The sequence below is a fragment of the Kitasatospora sp. NPDC029312 genome (assembly GCF_055569215.1).
This window is the reverse complement of the sequence record NZ_JBVHXY010000090.1, coordinates 1-2221: the sequence shown is the minus strand read 5'-3', so window position 1 is coordinate 2221 and position 2221 is coordinate 1. Positions and strand designations below refer to the sequence as shown.

The window sequence follows — 2221 nt, the reverse complement described above, 5'->3', positions numbered from 1 at the left end:
GGGAGAATGCAACCCCACCCCCCCCCCCCCCCGACCCCCTCCCCCCCCCCCCCCCGCCCCCCCCCCCCCCCCGCTGCCTGCCTGACGAGGGCTACCGGGGCACTCAGGCCTCGGTGTTCTCCTCGGCCTTGTCCTCGGTGCTCTCCTCGGCGGCGGCCTCGACGGTCTCGGCCGTCTCGTCCTCGTCGTCGAAGTTGATCTCGTTGCCCTCGGTGTCGACGACCTTGGCGGCCTCGACCACGGTGGCCAGCGCCTTGCCGCGGGCGACCTCGCCGACCAGCAGCGGAACCTGGCCGCCCTGGACGACCTGCTGGGCGAACTGGTCCGGGGTGAGGCCCGAGCCGGCGGCGCGGCGGATGAGGTGCTCGGTGAGCTCCTCCTGGTTGACGCCCAGCTCCTCGTTGGCGACGATCTGGTCCAGGACGAACTGGGTCTTGATGCCCTTCTTCGCCTGCTCCTCGATCTCCGCGTCCCACTCCTCGCGGGTCTTGCCCTGGGTCTCCAGGTAGGTGTCGAGGTTCAGACCCATCGGCTCCAGCTGGTGGTGCTCGACGTTGTGCTTGCGGGTCTCGATCTCGTCCTTGAGGAGCTTCTCCGGGTACTCGATGTCAACCAGCGCGAGCAGCGCGTCCAGCACCTTCTCCTGGGCCTGGGTGGCCTGGTCGTACTCCTTCATGCGCTCCAGGCGCTTGCGGGAGTCGGCGCGCAGCTCCTCCAGGGTGTCGAACTCGCTGGCCAGCTGGGCGAACTCGTCGTCCAGCTCCGGCAGCTCCTTCTCCTGGACGGCGGTCACGGTGACGGTGACCTCGGAGGTCTTGCCCGCCTGGGTGCCGCCCTTGAGCTCGGTGCTGAAGGTCTTCACCTCGCCGGCGGACAGGCCGGTCACGGCCTCGTCGATGCCGTCGATCAGGCGGCCCGAGCCGATCTCGTAGCTGACGCCGTTCGCGGTGCCGTCCTCCGGCACCTCGCCGTCGACCTTGGCGACGAGGTCGACGACCACGATGTCACCGGCGGCGGCGGCGCGCTCGACGTCCTTGACCGACGAGAAGCGCTCGCGCAGCTGCTCCAGCGACTTCTCGACGTCCTCGTCGGAGACGGCGATCGGGTCGACGGTCACCTCGATGGAGGAGAACTCCGGCAGGGTGATCTCCGGACGGATGTCCACCTCGGCGGTGAACTTCAGGTCACCCCCGTCGGCGATCGTCTCGACACCCTCGATGTTGGTGATGTCGGGCTGGCCGAGGACCTCGATCTTGCCCTCGTCGACGGCCTGCGTGTAGAAGCGCGGCAGGGCGTCGTTGACGGCCTCCTCCAGCACGGCGCCACGGCCGAAACGCTGGTCGATGACGCGAGCCGGGATCTTGCCCTTGCGGAAGCCCGGGACCGTGACCTGCTGGTTGATCTTCTTGTACGCCGCGTCGAGGCTGGGCTTGAGCTCCTCGAAGGGCACCTCGACGGTGAGTCGAACCCGGGTGGGGTTCAGAGTCTCGACGGCGCTCTTCACGGTTAGGTCTCCTAGGGGCTTGCGGTCAGATTGTCTCCGCCCGTTCCTACCGTTCGGCCGGAGCCGGTACGGGTGGTTCGGGCGAGACGGGCGATGGGCGGTTGGAGCTGCATCTCCCGTGGGCGGACGGTGAGCGTGACTCCTCGCCCTCGTGCGGTTGACCTGGGTGGACGCCACAGGGACTACCGCCAGCAGCCCATCCTACCGGTACCACGAAAGGCGGACGCCAGACGCCACCGTACCGCCCAACAGAACAGGGCCCCGCCCCGGTGGGCGAGACCCTGCCGCACTCACTGTCGGGGTGACCGGATTCGAACCGACGGCCTTCCGCTCCCAAAGCGGACGCGCTACCAAACTGCGCCACACCCCGTGGTGCCGAGCAGAAGCGTACACGCCGGGCCTGCACGGCTCGCCGACTATTTCGGGGCGGCGCGCAAGAGGGCGCGCGAAGAATCGGGTGTGCACGGGAAGGGGTGGACCAGGTACGCTGTCTCCCGAACTTCCGGCCGGGAACGGCTCGGGGGGTCGTGCGGGCGTAGCTCAATGGTAGAGCCCTAGTCTTCCAAACTAGTCGCGCGAGTTCGATTCTCGTCGCCCGCTCTTCCGGTCCGGGCCCGGGGGGTCCCACGCACCAGGGGGGGGGGGGGGTTCCGGGGAGCCCAACAGTCCGGGGGGGGTGTTTTGGCTGGGGGGGTCTGGGAAAAAAGAGGAGGACCG

The 2221-nt window shown here is 68.9% G+C and carries 1 protein-coding gene and 2 tRNA genes; 1 reads left to right on the top strand and 2 read right to left on the bottom strand.

All coding sequences use genetic code 11. The features are described from left to right. Positions 1-103 precede the first annotated feature (103 nt). Both tig and ACZ4WV_RS35355 read right to left on the bottom strand, forming a co-directional pair. Positions 104-1504 carry a trigger factor gene (gene tig / locus ACZ4WV_RS35360; protein ID WP_465753195.1) on the bottom strand — a complete coding sequence of 467 codons (1401 nt, stop codon included), beginning with the start codon at positions 1502-1504 and terminating at the stop codon, positions 104-106. A gap of 296 nt (positions 1505-1800) precedes the next feature. Further along, positions 1801-1874, bottom strand: a tRNA-Pro gene (locus ACZ4WV_RS35355). 159 nt (positions 1875-2033) lie between these two features. Here ACZ4WV_RS35355 and ACZ4WV_RS35350 point away from each other — a divergent pair. Then, positions 2034-2104: transfer RNA gene (locus ACZ4WV_RS35350), tRNA-Gly, on the top strand. Positions 2105-2221: the final 117 nt, after the last annotated feature.